Here is an 18,884-nt window from a genome sequence, read left to right as displayed (position 1 = left end):
GCCCGCCTCGTCCTGTCCTGAGTGGCCCAGCGGATACGACGCCGAATGGCCCGGGACCACATGCCAATTCGTGTCTAGGCTCGACCTCATGACCACATCGCACACACCTCGACCGGGCCGGACGGCCGTCGATTTCTACTTCGACCCGGCATGCCCGTTCGCCTGGATCACCTCCCGCTGGATGCTGGAGGTGGAGCAGCGGCGCGACATCGGTCTCCGCTTCCACGTCATGAGCCTGTATCTGCACAACATCGGCAACGAACTCCCCGACTGGTACCGGGAACTGGTCGACAGGTCGATCGGCCCGGTGCGGGTCGCGGTCGCGGCGGCCGATGCCCACGGCGACGGGGTGCTCCGCGACCTCTACACCGCGATGGGCGTCCGTATCCACCAACAGAAGAACGAGGACTTCGACGAGGTGATCGCCGAGTCCCTCGCGGAGCTCGGACTGCCCGCCGCGCTCGCCGACGCCGCGCACTCGGAGACGTACGACGAGGCACTGCGGCGCAGCCATGACGCCGGCAAGGACCCGGAGGCCGACGCCTACGTCGGTACGCCCACGATCCATGTCGACGGCGCGGTCTGGTTCGGGCCGGTCCTGCGGGCGGCACCGCGCGGCGAGGAGGCCGGACGCGTCTTCGACAGCTTCCGGGTGTTCGCCGGGAATCCGGACCTCTTCGAGCTCAAGCGGACCCGCACCGGCAGCCTGGACGTGGGATGACCGGGCGCCGCGTCACGCGGTGAGCGACGCCGCCCGTGCGCCGGGGACGCGGGCCTCGTCGTACCGGGTCAGCAGCAACCGTGCCAACTCCGGCGAGGCGCCCAGCACATCGGCCAGTACGTCCGCGCCGGCCGCCCCTTCGGCGATCCGGTCCGGGAGCCGGCCGGGAGCGATGACGTACGGCGCCACCGCCACCCGGCGCACACCCTCGTCCCGCAGGGCCCGTACCGCGTCCTCGGTACGGGGGAGGGATGCGGAGGCGAACGCAGGCCGCACGGAACACCAACCGGTGTGCCGCAGCTCCCGCGCGATTTCAGCGATCACTGCGATCGCCTCCGGGTCTGTGGAGCCCGCCGAGGCCAGGACGAGCCCGGTCGAGCTCCGGTCGCCGGGACGGACCCCGGCCGCGTGCAACCGCCGTTCCAGCGCCGAGTTCAGCAGCGGCGACGGGCCGAGCACCTCGGCCTGCCGGACCCGCAGGCGGGGCAGCCTGCTCCGGGCCTCGTGCAGCACGGTGGGGATGTCGGACTTGGCGTGGAAGGCCCGGGTGAGGAGCAGGGGGAGCGCGACGACGTCCTGTGCCCCCTGCGCGGCCAGCCGTTCCAGGACCCGCGGCACCGACGGCGCGTTGAAGTCCAGGAAGCCCGTCTCCACACGCAGCCCCGGCCGCAGCGACCGCACCCGCGCGGTGAGCGCGTGCACGGTCGCCGCGTGCCGCGGGTCGCGGCTGCCGTGGGCGATGACGAGAAGCACCGGAGCGGTCATGGTCGTCCTCAGTTCTTGACGAGGAGGCCGCGGCCGCGCAGCACCCACCGCTCCAGCGGACTGAAGATCAGCAGGTCGATCGCGATGCCGACGGTGAGGATCAGGATGATGGCGAGGAACACTATCGACATGCTGCTGGTCTCCCGGCCCTGTTCCAGCAACTGGCCCAGGCCCACACCCAGATCGGGCGAGGAGGCGATGATCTCGGCGGCCATCAGCGAACGCCAGGAGAACGCCCAGCCCTGCTTCAGGCCCGCCAGATAGCCGGGCAGCGCGGCCGGCAGCACGATGTGCCAGGTACCGCGAAGACCGGTGGCGCCCAGTGTCTTCCCGGCCCGCAGATGCAGCGGCGGGATCTGGTCGACGCCCGCGACCAGGCCGTTGGCGATCGAGGGGACCGCGCCCAGCAGGATCACCGCGTACATCATCCGGTCGTCGAGCCCCAGCCAGATCACCGCGGGGGGCACCCAGGCGACCGACGGCAGCGACTGGAGCCCGGAGAGCACCGGCCCGATCGCCGCGCGGACCAGCTTGACCCGCGACACCAGCAGTCCGAGCGGAGTGCCGATGGCCAGCGCCAGCAGGAAGCCGAGCAGACCGCGCGAGACGCTGGTCCAGATGTAGCCGAGCAGGGTGCCCTGCGCCCAGGCGTCGGTCACCTCGGCCCACACCTGGGACGGCGACGGCAGCTTGTAGTCGTCGGTGACCTGCGCCCGGACCAGGATCTGCCAGACGACGAGCACCAGGACCACGGCCACGACCGGCGGCAGCACCTTGCGCACCAGCACCTCGCGGACCGGGGTCCGGCTCACCCGTACGGCGTCGAGGGCGTCCAGCCCCGCCTCCAGGCCCGCCAGGTCCTTGGCGGTGTCCTTGGCTGCGGTCTCAGTGCTGGCCATGTCGGCGGATCTCCCCACGCAGTTGTTCGGTGATCTCTACGGACAGCTCGGCCACCGCGGTGTCCTCGATGCGGCGCGGCTGGTCGATGTCGACCGTCCACTCCCGGGCGACCCGGCCCGGCCGCGACGAGAGCAGGACGACCCGCTCGGCGAGCCGGACCGCTTCCCGCACGTTGTGCGTGACGAAGAGGACCGAGACGTTCGTCTCGCGCCAGATCCGGGTCAGCTCGTCGTGCAGCACGTCCCGGGTGATGGCGTCGAGCGCGGCGAACGGCTCGTCCATCAGCAGCAGTTGACTGTCCTGGGCGAGCGCGCGGGCCATCGCCACCCGCTGCCGCATACCGCCCGAAAGCTCATGCACCCGCTTCCCGTGCGACCCGCCGAGCCGCACGAGTTCGAGCAGCCGCTCCGCCTCGGCGCGGCGGTCGGACCTGGGTACGCCGCGCAGCCGCAGCGCGAGTTCGATGTTCTTGCCCGCGGTCAGCCACGGGAAGAGGGCGTGCTCCTGGAACATCAGGGCCGGCCGCCCGCCCGGGGTCTCGATGGACCCCGCGGTCGGGCGGTCGAGTCCGGCCACCAGGTTGAGCAGGGTCGACTTGCCGCACCCGGAGGCGCCCAGGAGGGTGACGAACTCGCCGGGAGCGACATCGAGTGTGATGTCGTCCAGGACGAGCTGCTGCCCCCCCGGTCCGCCGAAGGACTTCGAGACGTGGTCGATGCGGGCGGCGTGCCCGACCGCCGTACGGTCCTCGGCCTTGGTGAGCGTGGTGGTCGCCATGGTCGTCACCTCCTGGGAATCCTGTTCGGGTGCCGGACGCTCTTACTTGACGCCGAGACCGGCGTCGGCGACCTCGGGCTTGCCCGCGGCCTTGAGGATCTTGTTCAGCGGCTTCAGGTCGTAGATGCCCGTCAGGTCCGTCTGCTCCAGCAGGCCGGCCTTCACCGCGTGCTTGGCCTCGGTGTCGAGCGTGGCGGCCAGCGGGTCGTCGGTGAACCGGATCGACTTCCACGCCGGGTCGAGGACGTCCGCCGGCAGTTCCTTGCCGGACAGCGTCTTGAGCGCGGCGTTGGCGGAGGCCTTCGCCCTGTCCGGGTTGGCGTTGATCCACGCGTTGGTGTTGACCGAACCGCGCAGCACCGCCTCGACGACGTCCGGGTGCTCGGCGAGGAACTTCTGCGACACGATGATGTTCGTGATCACGAACTTGTTGTCCGGCCACAGCGACGACTCGTCGAGGAGCACCTTCGCGCCCTGCGCGACCAGCTTGGAGGCGGTCGGCTCGGGGGCCCAGGCGCCGTCGATGGAACCGGACCTGTAGGCGTCCGGCGTCACCTTGTTGTCCGTACGGACCACGGAGACGTCGCCCTTGCCGCTGTTGGCGTCGACCTTCCAGCCCTTCTCGGAGATCCAGTTGAGGAAGGCCACGTCCTGGGTGTTGCCGAGCTGCGGGGTGGCGATCTTCTTGCCCTTGAGGTCGTCCAGGGTCTTGATCTTCTTCGGGTCGACGACCAGCTTCACGCCGCCGGAGGCCGAACCGCCGATGATCCGCAGGCTCTTGCCCTTGGACTTGGTGAAGCCGTTGATGGAGGGCGAGGGGCCGATGAAGCCGATGTCGATCGAACCCGCGTTGAGCGCCTCGATCTCGGACGGACCGGCGTTGAACGTCGACGGCTTGACCGTCGTGGAGCCGAGTTCCTTGGCGATGATGCCTTCCTGGATGCCGACCAGGGCGGTGGCGTGGGTGAGGTTCGGGAAGTAGCCGATCTTCACGGTGTCCGCGGAGAGCTTCTTGCCGTCGGTGGCGACGTCCGCCTTCTTGGCGTCGTCCTGCTTCGCCTCGGAGCCGTAGCCGCAGGCGGTGAGCGCGAGGGCGAGCAGCGGCAGGGCGGCGACGGCGGCGAGGGCACGGCGCGGCGTGGTACGGGGGGCAGACACGGGAGGCTTTCCTCTCGTCGGCCCGGTGCTAGCGTCCTGGGCGATCAGGGGGACGCGGCCGGGAGGTCGGCAGGTCTTCGTCTGAACTGGCTGTGCGGGCGGTGCGGTTGGAACGAGTGGGCGCGCGGGCGGTGCGCGTACGTCATCACGCACATCGCGCGACCCCGCCCTGACCGCTGCCGAGGGCGCCGCTGCCGATGCGGCCGCCCTCCTTCGCGAACGTGGAGTAGATGTCGATGGCCATCAGAAGTCCCATTCGGCGTCGTCCGCGGCGGCCTCGGGTTCGGCCGCGGCGGCGAACGAGGCGCCCGCCATGCCGGCCGACAGCGTGGTGCCGTCCGCCGGGTCGATCAGGAGGAACGATCCGGTGCGCCGGGAGTCCGCGTAGGCGTCGAGTGCGAGCGGCTCCGCGGTACGGACGACGACCCGGCCGATGTCGTTGGCGACGAGCTGTCCGGGCGCCGGGTGCTGGGAGAGGTCGTCCAGCGTGAGGCGCGAGGGGATGTCCTTGACGATCGCCTTGACCGTGCGGGTGGTGTGCTTGAGCAGCACCCGCTGGCCGACCGCGAGCGGCTGGTCGGCGACGTGGCAGACGGTCGCCTCGACGTCCTGGGTGACGGCCGGCGCGTCGTCGGCCGGTGCGATCAGGTCACCGCGCGAGATGTCGATGTCGTCGGCCAGCCGGATGGTCACCGACTGGGGCGCCCAGGCGATGTCCACGCTCTCGCCGAGCGCGTCGATCCCGGCGATCGTCGACGTGCGGCCGGACGGGAGGACGGTGACGGCCTCGCCCACCCGGAACGCGCCGGCGGCGATCTGGCCCGCGTAGCCCCGGTAGTCGGGGTGCTCGGCGGTCTGCGGCCGGATGACGTACTGGACCGGGAAACGGGCGTGGCAGGCGGTGAGGTCATGGCTGACCGGCACCGTCTCCAGGTGCTCCAGGACCGTCGGCCCGCCGTACCAGTCCATGTGCGCGGACGGCTCCACGACGTTGTCACCGGCCAGCGCGGAGATCGGGATCGCCGTACACCAGTTTTCCTGGGGGTCCCCCCCAGACCCCCAGCCCGGGACGCCGAGCGAGGCCGCGTACGCCGTGAACTCCTCGGCGATGGCGGCGAACACCGGCTCCGCGTACTCGACCAGGTCCATCTTGTTGACGGCCAGCACCACGTGCGGCACCCGCAGCAGCGCGGCGACGGCGGCATGGCGGCGGGTCTGCTCGACGACGCCGTTGCGGGCGTCGACCAGGACGACGGCCAGCTCGGCCGTCGAGGCGCCGGTCACCATGTTCCGGGTGTACTGCACATGCCCCGGGGTGTCGGCCAGGATGAACCGGCGGCGCGGCGTCGCGAAGTAGCGGTAGGCGACATCGATGGTGATGCCCTGCTCGCGCTCGGCCCGCAGCCCGTCGGTCAGCAGCGCCAGGTCGGGCGCCTCCTGGCCCCGGCTGCGCGAGGCGTGCTCGACGGCCTCCAGCTGGTCGGTGAGGACCGACTTGGAGTCGTGCAGCAGCCGTCCCACGAGGGTGGACTTGCCGTCGTCGACGGACCCCGCGGTGGCGAACCGCAGCAGGGTGGTGGCCGACAACTGCTCTGCGTGCTGGGTGGGTGTGGTCATTTAGAAGTACCCCTCGCGCTTGCGGTCTTCCATCGCGGCCTCGGACATCTTGTCGTCGGCACGCGTCGCGCCCCGCTCGGTGAGCCGGGAGGCGGCGATCTCGATGATCACGTCGTCCAGCGTCGTCGCGTCCGAGTCGACGGCGCCGGTGCACGACATGTCGCCGACCGTGCGGTAGCGCACCTGACGGGTCTCGACCCGCTCGCCGTCCTTGGGGCCGCCCCAGTCGCCCGCGGTCAGCCACATGCCGGAGCGGCTGAAGACCTCGCGCTCATGGGCGAAGTAGATCTCCGGGAGCTCGATGCCCTCGCGGGCGATGTACTGCCAGACGTCCAGCTCGGTCCAGTTGGAGATCGGGAAGACCCGGACGTGCTCGCCGGGGGCGTGCCGGCCGTTGTAGAGCTGCCACAGCTCGGGGCGCTGGCGGCGCGGGTCCCACTGGGAGAACTCGTCGCGCAGCGAGAAGACCCGCTCCTTGGCGCGCGCCTTCTCCTCGTCCCGGCGCCCGCCGCCGAACACCGCGTCGAAGCGGTGCTGCTGGATCGCCTCGGTCAGCGGCACGGTCTGCAGCGGGTTGCGGGTGCCGTCCGGGCGCTCGCGGAGCTTTCCGGCGTCGATGTACTCCTGCACGGAGGCGACATGGAGCCGCAGTCCGTGCCGGACCACCGTGCGGTCCCGGTACTCCAGCACCTCGGGGAAGTTGTGCCCGGTGTCGACGTGCAGCAGCGTGAACGGCACCGGCGCGGGCGCGAACGCCTTGAGCGCCAGGTGCAGCATCACGATGGAGTCCTTGCCGCCGGAGAACAGGATCACCGGCCGCTCGAACTCGCCCGCCACCTCGCGGAAGATGTGCACGGCCTCGGACTCCAGGGAGTCCAGGTGGCTGAGTGCGTACGGATTGCCGGTGCCTTCCGACACGGTCGCGACGGTCGTCACGCCGCACCCCTCTCGCTCAGCAGCGCGTAAAGCTCCGCCGCGGACTCCTGCACGGTCTGCCGGTGCGATTCGATCCGCAGGTCGGGCGACTCGGGAGCCTCGTACGGGTCGTCGACCCCGGTGAGCCCGCTGATCTCGCCCGCCGCCTGCTTGGCGTAGAGACCCTTCACATCGCGTTCGGAGCACACCTCGACCGGAGTCGCGACATGCACCTCCAGATAGGCGGTGCCCTCGGTCTGGTGCCGCTTGCGCACCGCGTCCCGGCTGTCCGCGTACGGGGCGATGACCGGGACCAGCACCTTCACGCCGTTGGCCGCCAGCAGCTCGGCGACGAAGCCGATCCGCTGGACGTTGGTGTGGCGGTCCTCGCGGGAGAAGCCGAGGCCCGCGGAGAGGAACTCCCGGATCTCGTCGCCGTCGAGCACCTCCACGCGATGGCCCTCGCCGCGCAGCCGCCCGGCGAGTTCGTACGCGATGGTGGTCTTGCCCGCGCTCGGCAGACCGGTCAGCCAGATGGTGGCTCCCGTCTCCGTCACGCTCATCGAAGTCTCCTGATCAGTCGTCATCAGTCGTGCAGCCCGCACTCGGTCTTGCCCCGGCCGGCCCAGCGTCCGGCGCGGACGTCCTCGCCCTCCAGCACCCGGCGGGTGCAGGGCGCGCAGCCCACGGAGGCGTAGCCGTCCATCAGCAGCGGGTTGGTGAGTACGCCGTGCTCCGCGACGTACGCGTCGACGTCGTCCTGCGTCCAGCGGGCGATCGGCGAGATCTTCACCTTCCGCCGCCTGCTGTCCCAGCCGACGACCGGGGTGTTCGCCCGGGTGGGGGACTCGTCGCGGCGCAGCCCGGTCGCCCAGGCGGTGTAGGCGGTCAAACCCTCTTCGAGCGGTTTGACCTTGCGCAGCTTGCAGCACAGATCGGGGTCGCGGTCGTGCAGCTTCGGCCCGTACTCGGCGTCCTGCTCGGCCACCGTCTGCCGGGGGGTCAGTGTGATGACGCGGACGTCCATCACGGCCTCGACCGCGTCGCGGGTGCCGATCGTCTCCGGGAAGTGGTAGCCGGTGTCGAGGAAGACCACGTCGACGCCGGGGAAGACGCGCGAGGCGAGGTGCGCGACGACCGCGTCCTCCATCGAGGACGTGACGCAGAACCTCCCCCCGAAGGTGTCGGCGGCCCACTTCAGGATCTCCGGCGCGGAGGCGTCCTCCAGCTCCCGGCCGGCCCGCTCGGCCAGGCCTTCGAGGTCCTCGGTCAGCGGAGTCTCCGTCATATCCCGTCCCCTTCACCGTCGTTGCGCCGCAGCCCCCGGGTCAGCAGACCCAGGAACTTGAGCTGGAACGCGCGGTTGCACGAGGCACATTCCCAGGCGCCGTGGCCCGTCTCGTGCGGGCGCAGGTCCTCGTCCCCGCAGTACGGGCAGTGGAACGGTGCGGCGCGTTCGCTCATGACAGCGACTCCGCACCGGCCCGCGCCGCCCAGGTCGCGAACCGCTCGCCGTCCTCGCGCTCCTCCTGGAAGCGGCCCAGCACCCGCTCGACGTAGTCGGGCAGCTCGGCCGAAGTGACCTTCAGGCCGCGGACCTTGCGGCCGAACCCGGCCTCCAGGCCCAGGGCGCCGCCCAGGTGCACCTGATAGCCCTCGACCTGGTTGCCGTCGTCGTCCAGCACGAGCTGGCCCTTGAGGCCGATGTCGGCGGTCTGGATGCGGGCGCACGCGTTGGGGCAGCCGTTGAGGTTGATGGTGAGCGGCTCGTCGAAGTCCGGCAGGCGGCGCTCCAGTTCGTCGATGAGCGCCGCGCCGCGCGCCTTGGTCTCGACGATCGCCAGCTTGCAGAACTCGATGCCGGTGCAGGCCATCGTGCCGCGCCGGAACGGTGACGGCTTCACCTGGAAGTCGAGCGCCTCCAGTCCGGCGACCAGGGAGTCCACCTGGTCCTGCGCCACATCGAGGATGATCATCTTCTGCTCGACGGTGGTGCGCAGCCGGTCCGAGCCGTGTGCGGCGGCCAGGTCGGCGATCTTGGCGAGCGTGGAGCCGTCCACCCGGCCGACCCGGGGGGCGAAACCGACGTAGTAACGGCCGTCCTGCTGCTGGTGCACACCCACGTGGTCGCGCCAGCGGCTGCTGGGCTGCTCGGGTGCGGGACCGTCGGTCAGCGGACGCTTCAGGTACTCGTCCTCCAGCACCTGGCGGAACTTCGCCGGGCCCCAGTCGGCCATCAGGAACTTCAGCCGGGCGCGGTTGCGCAGCCGCCGGTATCCGTAGTCGCGGAAGATGCCGACGACTCCGGCCCAGACGTCCGGAACCTCGTCGAGCGGCACCCACGCGCCCAGCCGTTCGGCGAGCCGCGGGTTGGTGGAGAGCCCGCCACCGACCCAGACGTCGAAGCCCGGACCGTGCTCGGGGTGGACCACGCCGACGAACGCGATGTCGTTGATCTCGTGCACCACGTCCTGCACCGGCGAACCGGAGATCGCGGTCTTGAACTTGCGCGGCAGGTTGGAGAATTCCTTGTTGCCGATGTACCGGTCGTGGATCTCGTCGACGGCCGGCGTGCCGTCGATGATCTCGTCGGCGGCGATGCCGGCCACGGGGGAGCCGATGATCACGCGGGGGCAGTCACCGCACGCCTCGGTGGTGGAGAGCCCGACGGCCTCCAGCTTCTCCCAGATCGCCGGGACGTCCTCGATGCGGATCCAGTGCAGCTGGATGTTCTGCCGGTCGGTGATGTCCGCGGTGCCGCGTGCGTACTCCTGCGAGATCTCGCCGATCACCCGCAGCTGCGCGGTGGTCAGCCGGCCGCCGTCGATCCGTACCCGCAGCATGAAGTACTTGTCGTCCAGCTCCTCCGGCTCCAGGATCGCCGTCTTGCCGCCGTCGATCCCGGGCTTGCGCTGGGTGTAGAGACCCCACCAGCGCATGCGTCCACGCAGGTCGTTGGGGTCGATCGAGTCGAAGCCGCGCTTGGAGTAGATCGTCTCAATGCGTGTCCGCACATTGAGACCGTCGTCGTCCTTCTTGAACTGCTCATTGCCGTTGAGCGGAGTGTGGTGCCCCACGGCCCACTGGCCTTCGCCACGATGGCGTCCGGCCTTGCGGCGGGGCGTGGTGGTCGCAGGCTGTTCCGGGGTAGCGGCCATGACGGTACGTCCTTCGGGACTGCAGGAGGGCGGCTCTGAACTGCACACTCGCGTCAAGGCGCGGCGGTGCGCAGGGATTGCAGAGAAAAAAGGGGGAGCGCGGCGGTGCTGGGACTCTCAGCTCGCCGGACAGATGGCGCTGGACACGCGGCCGAGGTCGACGTGGCGTCGACTCACCAAGGCAATTCCAGTTCCAGGCATGACGGAAGCGTGGCACGCGGATCTCGGGCCAGTCCACCACTATCCAAGATGTGGACGAGAGTGTCCCGCATCGCAAGACGGTGTGGTGCTCGTCACTTGGAACGCCGGGACCGGCCCGCCCGTAATCGCCGCAATCCCCCCACTTGTCGCCGGGGCGTGCACCCGGAAGCGGAGGGCGGCCGCCCGAACCGCTACCGCCCGAACCGCTACCGCCCGAACCGCTATCGCCCGGCCCCCGGCCACGGCCCCGGCGTCGCCACCTCCGGCTCCAGCTCCACCTTCGTGTCGAACAGCCGGAAGCCGCGCCGCAGATAGTTGTCCATGGCGTGCGGGCCGTCCTTGGAGCAGGTGTGCAGCCACACCCGCTTCGTCGGCGTCCGCTCCGGCCAGCGCTCCGCCAGGTCCCAGGCACGGGCGACCCCGTACGAGAGCAGATGGCCACCGATCCGCCGCCCCCGGAACGCCGGGATCAGCCCGAAGTACATGATCTCGACCTCGCCCTCGTCCTGCGGGTCCAGCTCGATGTATCCCGCCGGGGTGCCGTTCGCGTACGCCACCCAGGTCTCGGCCCCCGGCCGGTCCAGGGCCTCCTGCCACTGCGCGTACGTCATGCCGAGCCGGTCCGTCCACCGGATGTCGCCGCCGACCGCCGTGTAGAGGAACCGGCTGAACTCGGGCAGCGCTGTCTCCGACCGCACGATCCGCACATCGCCCTCCGGGACCGCGGCGGGCCGCAGATCGTCGGGGGAGGTCTGTTCCAGGGACCAGATGGTCACCTCGGTGGTGGCGGTGGCGGCGGTATGTACGGGGTTGCTCATGACTGCCAGGGAACCACGCCCCGTCTCCCGCGCCAAAGCCGGTCCCGAAGCGCGGACGGCGGACCGGGGACTGATCCGCCGTTCAGAGGTCACCCGACAGGCTCTCAGTCGCCCGTACGCGCCCTGACCACCACCGGAGCCGTCGAGTGCGGCAGCAGATCGGCCGGGTGGTCCGGGTGGACCACCTCCACCTCGACGTCCTCGCCGAAGCGGTACGGGCGGTGCGCGAGCACCTGGGCGAGATGGCGGCGCATCCGGGAGATCTCCGCCCGCACCGTCACCGTCCGGGTCGCGTCGCCGAAGATGTCCTGGGCGAGCTCGGACGCCGTACGCCCCTCACGGTGCAGCGCCAGGGCGTACAGCAGCTCCGCGTGGCGGGGCGAGAGCCGCTGCGTCCAGGTGCCCACCGCGCCCACCACATTGACCGTGAGTCCGCGTGGCCGGCTCAGATCCAGCACCACCCGCTGCGGAGCCCCGTCCGAAGGCCCGTCCGCGACCTGGAGCAGCCAGCCGCCGGGCAGCGGCTCGACTCGGCACATGCCGAGCGACGGCAGCCACACCCGGCCCGGCCGCAAGGACTTGGGCAGCGGCAGCCGGTCGACCGGAGGCATCCCGGTCACCGCGGCGAGCCAGCCGTGGGTGTCCACCGCCAGGGTCCGGCCGCCCAGCCGGCACACCAGCGGTGCCGCCACCGAACGCAGCCGGTCGATCGCCTGCAGATGCCGGTTCCTGATCTCGCTCTCCGCCAGCCTGGCGACCGAACTGACCAGGGCGAGCGTCGTCGGATGGAACGTGGAGGCGGGGCCGCTCATGTCGACGATGCCCTTCACCTTGCCGTCGCGCGGGTCCCGGACCGGGGCCGCCGCGCACGTCCAGTTGTGCAGGGTGCGGACGAAGTGCTCCGAGGAATGGACCTGGACCGGGACGCGGGAGAATAGCGCCGTACCTATCGCGTTCGTCCCCGTACTCTCCTCCGCCCAGGCCGCGCCCTCCGCCAGACAGACGTCGTCCGCCCGGCGCAGCACTCCCGCGTTGCCCCGGCGCCACAGCACCCGGCACTCCACGTCGGTGACCACCAGGATCTGCTGGGCGGCGTCCGCCAGGGAGAGCAGGCCGTCGTTCAGCAGCGGCATCACCTCGCTCAGCGTCGAGCTCCGGCGCCGGTGCTCGATCTCGTCCACATCGAGCAGCACGCTCTCGGTGGACTGGTCCGGATCGATGCCGCTGCGCAGCACCCGGTCCCACGAGGCGCCGATCTCGGCCCGCGGGGCGACCGTCGGGTGGTCGCCGACGAGCCTGGCCTCCCTGGCCCGGTGGATCATGCGAAGGGCCGCGGCGGACTGCCGGGCGTCCGCTCGCGTCACCCCGGAGGCGCTTGTCTCCACTCTCGGTTCCCCCCACATGCCAGGCCGGCTCGACGATCCACGGGCCCCATCCTGCCGCTGCGAGGGGACCGGCACCGCACACTCCGCACAATGGTTGCAACCCTTTGCAACTCTGGCGAGGGGGTGCGCGACCGTATGAGAGTGGTGGAACCACCGTGCGGCGGAGCGCGTGCCCCACTGCTCGGTGTGCACAGCATGGAGGGTGGTGCCGTGTCGGCGCAGCACCACCCTCCGTTGCTGTACAGCTACGGGCAGGGCCGGTCAGGGCCCGACGGGCCGCGCCCGTTCGACGATCGAAGCCAGATCGAGGCTGTGCGGCAGTGTCCCGAAGGCCGCGCCCCGGTCCCCGCCCAGCCGTGACGCGCAGAACGCGTCGGCCACCTCCGGCGGCGCCCACCGCACCAGCAGCGAACCCTGGAGCACCAGCGCCATCCGCTCGACCAGCCGGCGGGCCCGCGCCTCGATCCCGTCCAGATCGGCGAGCTCCGTCAGCATGTCCCTGATCGCCCCGTCCAGCCGGTGATCGGCTCCGCGTGCCCTGCCGACCTCCTGGAGGAACGCGTTCAGCGCCATCGGCTCACGCTGCAGCGCCCGCAGCACGTCCAGCGCCTGCACATTCCCCGAGCCCTCCCAGATCGAGTTGAGCGGCGCCTCGCGCAGCAGCCGGGGCATCCCGGACTCCTCGACGTAGCCGTTGCCGCCGAGACACTCCAGTGCCTCGGCCACCATCGGCGTGCACTGCTTGGTCACCCAGTACTTCGCCGCGGGCACCGCGATCCGCAGGAAGGCCCGCTCGCTCTCCGAGCCGTCGTCGTAGGCCGCGGCCAGCCGCATCGCCAGCACCGTCGCGGCCTCCGACTCCAGTGCCAGATCGGCCAGCACATTGCGCATCAGCGGCTTCTCGATCAGCACCCCGCCGAACACGCTGCGGTACGTGCAGTGGTGGATCGCCTGCGCCACCGCCTGCCGCATCAGCGCCGCCGAACCGACCACACAGTCCAGCCGGGTCGCCGCCACCATCCCGATGATGGTGCGCACCCCGCGCCCCTCCTCGCCGACCCGGCGCGCCCACGTGCCGTCGAACTCGACCTCGGCCGACGCGTTCGACCGGTTTCCCAGCTTGTCCTTGAGCCGCTGGATCGCGAACGTGTTGCGGGTGCCGTCGGGCAGTACCCGGGGCAGCAGAAAACACGTCAGGCCGCCCGGCGCCTGGGCCAGTACCAGGAAACCGTCGGACATCGGCGCCGAGCAGAACCACTTGTGCCCGGTGAGCAGATACTCGCCCTCCGCGGCCAGCGGCTCGGCGCGGGTCGTGTTCGACCGTACGTCCGTGCCGCCCTGCTTCTCCGTCATCCCCATCCCGAAGAGCACACCGGCCTTCCGTGCGGCGGGCCGCAGCCCCTGCTCGTACACCGTCGAGGTGAGCAGCGGCTCCCACTCGGCGGCCAGTGCCGGATCGGTGCGCAGCGCGGGCACCGCCGCGTGCGTCATCGACAGCGGGCAGCCGTGGCCCGCCTCGGCCTGCGTCCACACGAGGAAGCCGGCCGCCCGCCGTACATGACCGCCCGGCCTGCCCCAGGCGTCGGTCAGGCCCGCGGTGACCGCGTGGCCGAGCAGGCGGTGCCAGGCCGGGTGGAACCCGACCTCGTCGATGCGGTGGCCGTACCGGTCGTGGGTACGCAGCACCGGCGGATTCCCGTTCGCCTGCGCACCCCACTCCTGCACCTGCGCGGAACCTGCGGATCTGCCCAGTTCACCGAGCTCGCCCCGGACTTCGGCCAGGAGCCCGGGTGACGTGTGACGTTGCACCGCCTCGGTGAGTGCCCGGTCGGCGGCGAAGACGTCGTAGCCGGTCAGCGGTGGTACCTGGTTGGACACGGTGTGGGTGGTGGCTGCCATGCCGATACGGTAAGGACGTGCAGGCAGCAAATGAAACACCCGAGCGGCCACCGGGCCGGCTCCACCGGGCCCGAGTCCTCTACCGCAACGTATCCAAGCGGCAGATGGCCTGGCAGTTGCTCAAGGACACCGTCAACTCGTGCATGGAGTACCGCATTCTCGGGCTCGCCGCCGAGGCGGCGTTCTTCACCCTGCTGTCCCTGCCGCCCCTGCTCCTCGGCCTGATCGGGCTGCTCGGGTACGTCGACGAGTGGACCAGCACCACCACGGTCGCCTCCATCGAGCGCAACATCCTCAACGCCGCCCAGACGGTGCTCAGCGAGCGGGGCGTCAACGACTTCGCCAAGCCGCTCCTGGCGGACGTCACCACCGGCGCCCGGCCCGATGTCATCTCGATCGGCTTCGCCATCGCACTCTGGTCCGGCTCCCGCGCGGTCAATGTCTTCATCGACACGATCACCGTGATGTACGGCCTCGACGGCCAGCGCGGCATCGTCAAGACGCGACTGCTCTCCTTCCTGCTGTACGTCGTCGCGCTGCTGCTCGGTTCCGTCGTGCTGCCGCTGCTCGTCGTCGGCCCCGACCGGGTCGTGGAGTTCGTCCCATGGGGCACCGAGCTCATAAGCGTCCTGTACTGGCCGCTGGTGATCCTGCTGTCGATCGCGTTCCTCACGACGCTCTACCACGTGTCCGTGCCGGTCCGTTCGCCCTGGATCGAGGACATGCCCGGTGCGCTGGTGGCGCTCGCGATGTGGGTGCTCGGCAGCTTCCTGCTGCGGATCTATCTCACCAGTACGGTCGAGGGGCCCACGATCTACGGTTCGTTGGCGGCCCCGATCGCCGTCCTGCTGTGGATCGGCATCTCCGCGTTCGCGGTGCTGGTGGGAGCGGCGGTGAACGCGGCCATCGACCGGGTGTGGCCCTCACTGGCGACGGCCGCCGCCCGCGCGGCGAACGACCGGGTACGCGCGGCCCAGGCGGCGGAGCTGGTCGCGCGGGCGCAGGCGGGGAACCAGGACGACGGGTACTGGGACGACGATGACGAGGACGACGACGAGGGCGACGATGAAGGCGACAGCCCCTACATGCCGTCCGAGTTCCCCGAACGCTGGTCGAAGTTCCTGCCGCCGGACGATGTGAAGTCCAGACTTCAACCGAGCCGCGACAAGGAGCCGGACAAGCCGAACCCGGACAAGCCGAACCCGGACAAGCCGGACGACGCGTCCGACGGCTGAGCGTGCCCGCCGGACGGACCCTAGGGGGCGGGCGCGGGTGCCGGGACGGTCGGTGCCGCCGGAACCGACGGGGTCGCGCCGGGAGACCAGGACAGCTTGACCACCAGATGGCCCTCGACCGCGCTCCTGGCGATCACCGCCCCGGCCTCCGCCGTGATCTTGACCCCGAATTCGAGCTCCACACCGTCCGGTTTCAGGTCGCCGTCCCGGAACACCGCGAGGGCGGACTCGGCCGCCGACCGGATCCCCGTGAGTGCGCTGTCGAACGTACGCCCGGCCCTGGCCAGGGTGTTGTCGTCGCCCAGCGCGACCAGCTGCGCGCCCTGGGTGTGACGGTCGACCTCGACCGTCACGGTGGCGCCGTTGTCGGTGGTGAACTCCATCAGTGCCGTCATGACCGCCCCCGGGAAGCCGATTCCGTCCGCCGACGAGATTAGCGTGTGGGGTATGGGCGACAGGTACGAAGAGCGGACGTCGCGGTTCGACGGTGCGATCGTGTGGACACTGGGCGTGCCGGAGGGCGCGGTCCATCCGGTGCTGCCCGACGGCTGCATGGACCTGCTCTGGATCGGCGGGCGGCTGCTCGTCGCGGGCCCCGACACCCGTGCCGCGACGCCGTCCGCCCCGGCCGGCGGGCAGTGCGTCGGCATCCGCTTCGCACCCGGCACGGCCCCCGCGCTGCTCGGTGTGCCGGCGCACGAGTTGCGCGACCGGCGCGTCGAGCTCGCGGACCTGTGGCCCGGAGAACGGGTCCGCGTACTCACCGAGCAGCTCGCCGAAGCGCCCGAGCCGGCTGCCGCGCTGGAGAACATCGCGCTGCGCCGGGCGGCCGAGAGTGCACCGCCGGACCCGCTGATGCGGTACGTCGCGGACCGGCTCGGCGCCGGACGGTCCGTCGCGGACACCGCGCACCGGGCCGGCCTCGGCGCCCGCCAACTGCACCGGCGTTCGCTCGCGGCCTTCGGTTACGGGCCCAAGACGCTCGCCCGGGTCCTGCGGCTGCAGCGCGCGCTCGCCCTCGCACGGGCCGGGACGCCGTACGCCGAGGCGGCGGTCGAGGCGGGCTGCACCGACCAGGCCCATCTCGCCCGGGAGATGCGTGACCTGGCCGGGACCACCCTGACCGCCCACCTAGGGTCTGTCCGGTAGCCGCTCGCGTCCGGGCCCCCGGCCTCAGCCGTTGGCGGCGAACAACGACACCGCGCAGCCGTCCGGGTCGAGGACCGTCGCGTAACGCTGCCCCCACACCGCGTCCCACGGCTTCAGATGCCCGCGGTATCCCGCGCCGGTCAGGTCGTCGTACACCGCGTCCACCTCTGCCGGGCTGTCGCACAGGAAGGCCAGCGAGAGGCGGTCGCCGCCGGTCGGCGGGGTCCATCCGGGGTCGAAGGAGCGGGTGACGTCCTCGGTGTCCCAGAGGAGTCGCTGCCCGCCCGGCAGTGTCACTTCGACATGAGGTGCGGATTCCGCTCCGGCGGGGATGTCGAGGCCGAGCCGGCGGTAGAAGGTGAGCGATGCGGCCAGATCCGCCGTGACGATGCCGGTCGCGTCCATGCGTGGAGTCATGTCCCGACCGTATGCCGGGCCCCGGCGCGGGTCTTGTACGAAACGGACATCCGCGAGGACGAGTGCGAACGGGAGTGCCGCAGCCGACCGACAGCACCCCCGCCCGCGTCTACGAGCCCTACGAGTCAACGAGCCCCATGAGCCCCATGAGTCCTACGAGTCCTACGAGTCCTACGAGTCCTACGAGGGCGCGGCGCCGGTCGTGCAGTCGGCGGGCGAGGTGCCGGGGTCCGTCAGCGTGAGACCGAGCTGGGCGCGTTCGGTGACCCAGCGGCTCGGGCGGTGGCGCGGATCGCCCGTCGTGCGGTGCAGCGCCCGGTGCAGCTCCAGCATCCGGTCCGCGCCGATCCGGTCGCCCCAGGCCAGCGGGCCGACGGGGTAGCCGAGTCCGGTGGTGACGGCCAGGTCGATATCGGCGGGGACGGCGATGGAGCGCTCCGCGATGCCCGCCGCGACCGACACGATCGAGGCGAGCAGCCGCTGGGCGACCGAGCCCGCGGTGTCCCGCACCACCGAGACCGCCCAGGGCTCGTCGCCCTCCGCCGCGCGGGCCAGCACCGCGCGGGCGTCACGCGCGGCGGCCGGGTCCGCCGCCGGGGTCACGGCCAGCACCCGGCGCCGGCCGGCCGCGGGCAGTGGGTCCACGCCGAAGGTGCGCCCCGCGGGTAGCCCGTTCCCGGCGACCGCCTCGGCGACCGCGGTGCCCCAGACCGGAACCAGTACCAGGGCTTCGGCGGACGGCCCGGTGCCGGTCTCGACGACGGCGCCCGCGGCGGTCAGCGCCGCCCGCAGCGCGGCCGCGTCCCGGTCCTGCCCCGCGGTGCCGTGGACGAACACCGGACGGTCCGCGTCACCCGTGACCGGCGGTTCCGGCGCGGGGGCGGGCGCCTCGGCACCGTACGTGTACCAGCCGTGCCCGGTCTTGCGGCCGTGCAGTCCGGCCGCCACCCGGTTGGGGGTGAGGTAGGAGGGGCGGAGCCGGTCCGCGTACCGGAAGCCCTGCCAGATCGAGTCGATCACCGCGGCCGTCACATCCAGCCCGGTGAGGTCCATCAGCTCGAACGGGCCCATCCGCAGGCCCAGTACGTCGCGGGCGATCCGGTCGATGTCCGCCGGGTCGCCGACCGTCTCCTCCAGCAGCGCGAGGGCCTCGGTGACCAGACCGCGGCCGGCGTGGTTGACCAGGAAGCCGGGGGTGTCGGCGACGGTGACCGCGCGGTGTCCGCAGCTCTCGACGAGCGCGGTGAGGACCGGCGGGATCTCCGGGCGGGTGGCCGCGCCGGGCACGATCTCGACGATCTTCATCAGCGGCACCGGATTGAAGAAGTGCAGCCCGGCCAGGCGCGTCGGGTCCTTCAGCGCCGCGGCGATCCGGGTGACCGACAGGGACGAGGTGTTGGTCGCGAAGACCGCCGTCGCGGGCAGCACCCGCTCCAGCCTGCCGAAGACCTCCGTCTTGGTGTCGAGGTCCTCCCGCACGGCCTCGACGACCAGCTCGACGTCCGGCCCCTCCGCCCAGGGGTCGTCGAGCGGGACCAGCCGCTCCAGGGCGGCGGCGCGGTCCTCGGCGGACATCCGGCCCTTCTGGACGGCCCGTTCGAGCATGGACCGTACGAAGTCCACGGCGGCCGTCACGGCCTCCGTGCGCACGTCGCACAGTTCGACGGTGTGTCCGGCGGTCGCCGCCCACTGGGCGATGCCGCGGCCCATGGCCCCGGCGCCGACGATCCTGATACGCATGGCGGTTGCGGTCCTCTCGGGGTGTGACA

Annotated in this window: 20 protein-coding genes; 3 read left to right on the top strand and 17 right to left on the bottom strand. The window is 71.3% G+C overall.

Translation table 11 applies throughout. The annotated features are described in order from the left end of the window. Positions 1 to 88 precede the first annotated feature (88 nt). Complete coding sequence (locus OG520_RS08465) at positions 89 to 721, top strand: DsbA family protein (RefSeq protein WP_399329069.1); 633 nt, start codon at positions 89 to 91, stop codon at positions 719 to 721. A 12-nt stretch (positions 722 to 733) separates the two neighbouring features. Here the strand turns inward: OG520_RS08465 and OG520_RS08460 are convergent, their stop codons facing one another. The 14 genes from OG520_RS08460 to OG520_RS08395 all read right to left on the bottom strand — a co-directional run bounded on the left by OG520_RS08460 (position 734) and on the right by OG520_RS08395 (position 14,314). After that, complete coding sequence (locus OG520_RS08460) at positions 734 to 1,486, bottom strand: sirohydrochlorin chelatase (protein ID WP_399329070.1); 753 nt, start codon at positions 1,484 to 1,486, stop codon at positions 734 to 736. Positions 1,487 to 1,494: 8 nt separating this feature from the next. Further along, positions 1,495 to 2,385 (bottom strand): ABC transporter permease, encoded by an 891-nt coding sequence (locus OG520_RS08455; RefSeq protein ID WP_406012761.1) that lies wholly within the window; start codon positions 2,383 to 2,385, stop codon positions 1,495 to 1,497. Beyond that, positions 2,372 to 3,163 (bottom strand): ABC transporter ATP-binding protein, encoded by a 792-nt coding sequence (locus OG520_RS08450; protein ID WP_406012760.1) that lies wholly within the window; start codon positions 3,161 to 3,163, stop codon positions 2,372 to 2,374. The genes OG520_RS08455 and OG520_RS08450 overlap by 14 nt, the downstream gene beginning before the upstream one ends. Positions 3,164 to 3,205: 42 nt before the next feature. Further along, complete coding sequence (locus tag OG520_RS08445) at positions 3,206 to 4,321, bottom strand: aliphatic sulfonate ABC transporter substrate-binding protein (RefSeq protein ID WP_399329073.1); 1,116 nt, start codon at positions 4,319 to 4,321, stop codon at positions 3,206 to 3,208. Between the two features lie 243 nt (positions 4,322 to 4,564). Further along, positions 4,565 to 5,938 (bottom strand): sulfate adenylyltransferase subunit 1, encoded by a 1,374-nt coding sequence (locus OG520_RS08440; RefSeq protein ID WP_406012759.1) that lies wholly within the window; start codon positions 5,936 to 5,938, stop codon positions 4,565 to 4,567. Then, a complete protein-coding gene (gene cysD / locus OG520_RS08435) occupies positions 5,939 to 6,874 on the bottom strand; it encodes a sulfate adenylyltransferase subunit CysD (protein ID WP_406012758.1) in 936 nt (311 codons plus the stop codon). Next, positions 6,871 to 7,416 (bottom strand): adenylyl-sulfate kinase, encoded by a 546-nt coding sequence (cysC, locus tag OG520_RS08430; protein WP_266428495.1) that lies wholly within the window; start codon positions 7,414 to 7,416, stop codon positions 6,871 to 6,873. The genes cysD and cysC overlap by 4 nt, the downstream gene beginning before the upstream one ends. A gap of 23 nt (positions 7,417 to 7,439) precedes the next feature. Continuing rightward, positions 7,440 to 8,141 carry a phosphoadenylyl-sulfate reductase gene (locus OG520_RS08425; protein ID WP_406012757.1) on the bottom strand — a complete coding sequence of 234 codons (702 nt, stop codon included), beginning with the start codon at positions 8,139 to 8,141 and terminating at the stop codon, positions 7,440 to 7,442. Further along, entirely contained in the window at positions 8,138 to 8,317 is a 180-nt protein-coding gene (locus OG520_RS08420; protein WP_266428501.1) for a hypothetical protein, read from the bottom strand. Before OG520_RS08420 ends, OG520_RS08425 begins: the two co-directional genes overlap by 4 nt. Further along, complete coding sequence (locus OG520_RS08415; protein WP_266428502.1) at positions 8,314 to 10,011, bottom strand: nitrite/sulfite reductase; 1,698 nt, start codon at positions 10,009 to 10,011, stop codon at positions 8,314 to 8,316. Before OG520_RS08415 ends, OG520_RS08420 begins: the two co-directional genes overlap by 4 nt. Positions 10,012 to 10,128: 117 nt before the next feature. After that, positions 10,129 to 10,212: a putative leader peptide gene (locus OG520_RS08410; protein WP_317864749.1), complete on the bottom strand. Its 84-nt coding sequence runs from the start codon at positions 10,210 to 10,212 to the stop codon at positions 10,129 to 10,131. 221 nt (positions 10,213 to 10,433) lie between these two features. Further along, the gene (locus tag OG520_RS08405; RefSeq protein WP_399329078.1) at positions 10,434 to 11,030 is read right to left on the bottom strand and encodes a GNAT family N-acetyltransferase; all 597 of its coding nucleotides are present in this window, start codon (positions 11,028 to 11,030) and stop codon (positions 10,434 to 10,436) included. 104 nt (positions 11,031 to 11,134) lie between these two features. Beyond that, on the bottom strand, positions 11,135 to 12,352 hold the full coding sequence (locus tag OG520_RS08400) for a GAF domain-containing protein (protein WP_406016446.1): 1,218 nt from the start codon (positions 12,350 to 12,352) through the stop codon (positions 11,135 to 11,137). Positions 12,353 to 12,676: 324 nt separating this feature from the next. Beyond that, positions 12,677 to 14,314, bottom strand: coding sequence for an acyl-CoA dehydrogenase family protein (locus OG520_RS08395; RefSeq protein ID WP_406012756.1), 1,638 nt, complete (start codon positions 14,312 to 14,314; stop codon positions 12,677 to 12,679). A gap of 104 nt (positions 14,315 to 14,418) precedes the next feature. Here OG520_RS08395 and OG520_RS08390 point away from each other — a divergent pair, with 104 nt between their 5' ends. After that, entirely contained in the window at positions 14,419 to 15,549 is a 1,131-nt protein-coding gene (locus OG520_RS08390) for a YihY/virulence factor BrkB family protein (protein ID WP_406016445.1), read from the top strand. A 20-nt stretch (positions 15,550 to 15,569) separates the two neighbouring features. Here the strand turns inward: OG520_RS08390 and OG520_RS08385 are convergent, their stop codons facing one another. Then, positions 15,570 to 15,944 (bottom strand): CU044_2847 family protein, encoded by a 375-nt coding sequence (locus tag OG520_RS08385; RefSeq protein WP_385328003.1) that lies wholly within the window; start codon positions 15,942 to 15,944, stop codon positions 15,570 to 15,572. Positions 15,945 to 15,996: 52 nt separating this feature from the next. Here OG520_RS08385 and OG520_RS08380 point away from each other — a divergent pair, with 52 nt between their 5' ends. Then, positions 15,997 to 16,698, top strand: coding sequence for a DUF6597 domain-containing transcriptional factor (locus tag OG520_RS08380; RefSeq protein ID WP_399329080.1), 702 nt, complete (start codon positions 15,997 to 15,999; stop codon positions 16,696 to 16,698). A gap of 24 nt (positions 16,699 to 16,722) precedes the next feature. Here OG520_RS08380 and OG520_RS08375 read toward each other — a convergent pair whose 3' ends face one another. Continuing rightward, entirely contained in the window at positions 16,723 to 17,115 is a 393-nt protein-coding gene (locus OG520_RS08375; RefSeq protein WP_406012755.1) for a VOC family protein, read from the bottom strand. Between the two features lie 180 nt (positions 17,116 to 17,295). Further along, positions 17,296 to 18,855 (bottom strand): 3-hydroxyacyl-CoA dehydrogenase, encoded by a 1,560-nt coding sequence (locus OG520_RS08370; RefSeq protein ID WP_399329082.1) that lies wholly within the window; start codon positions 18,853 to 18,855, stop codon positions 17,296 to 17,298. Positions 18,856 to 18,884 lie beyond the last annotated feature (29 nt).

Origin of the sequence: Streptomyces sp. NBC_00984, from assembly GCF_045162475.1 — a bacterium.
Taxonomy (GTDB): Bacteria; Actinomycetota; Actinomycetes; order Streptomycetales; family Streptomycetaceae; genus Streptomyces.
The sequence above is the reverse complement of the archived record's forward strand: the minus strand, read 5'-3'. Positions and strand labels throughout refer to the sequence as shown.